At 44.6% G+C, this 811-nt stretch carries 1 protein-coding gene; it reads right to left on the bottom strand.

Annotated elements, in window-relative coordinates; translation table 11 throughout:
- Positions 1 to 736, bottom strand: a 736-nt coding sequence (locus tag HMPREF9431_RS11905) for an IS256 family transposase (RefSeq protein ID WP_004381585.1), incomplete at its 3' end; no start/stop codon positions are given.
- Between the last annotated feature and the right edge of the window lie 75 nt (positions 737 to 811).

Here is an 811-nt window from a genome sequence, read left to right as displayed (position 1 = left end):
AGAGTTGGACACTTGTATTGGGGAATACGCTCTGTATAGCATCAGGAAAGCCTTTCAGACCGTCAATGCAGCATATCAGTATATCCCGAACACCTCTGTTCTGAAGGTCGCTTAGAACCTCTAACCAGAAGTTAGCGCCTTCACTCTTGGAGACATACATACCAAGAAGTTCCTTGTGGCCTTCCTTGTTGATACCTAAGACGTTGTAAATGGCACGTGAGACCGCACGTCCGGTTTCGTCCTTCACCTTATAATGGATGGCATCCAGCCAGCATATTGCATATACAGAATCAAGCATTCGTGAACGCCATGACTTGATTTCAGGCAGTACTCTGTCTGTGATGGAACTGATGGTCTCTGCAGATAGTTTGGTATCAAACTCACGCTCGAAATACTTGCTAATATCGCGAGTACTTGTACCAAAAGCATACATGTTTATAATCTGATCTGCCATACCTTCAGCAAGGATTGTTTCGCGCTTTCTGACGGTCTGAGGCTCAAAGGAACCGTCACGGTCACGAGGTGTCTCAACAGTGACCTCACCATAGCATGTCTGCACTTGCTTAGGCATTTTACCATTACGGCGGTTGCCTTGTGAACGCTCTTCAGAAGTGGGATGAGCATCTATCTCACCTTCAAGGGCAGCATTCAAAATGCGCTCCAACATTGGTGCCAAAGCACCATCCTTATAATGGTTCTCCCTTACGAAGCTGCTCAGCAGCTCGCTTGTAATCAATTTCTTTGTTGTCCATAATAAATAAACTGTATAAAACTAATCTTATTGTAGCATGACACAGTTTACTTTACACTC

Origin of the sequence: Segatella oulorum F0390, assembly GCF_000224615.1 — a bacterium.
In the GTDB taxonomy this organism is placed as follows: Bacteria; Bacteroidota; Bacteroidia; order Bacteroidales; family Bacteroidaceae; genus Prevotella; species Prevotella oulorum.
This window is presented reverse-complemented; position numbering and strand designations above follow the sequence as displayed.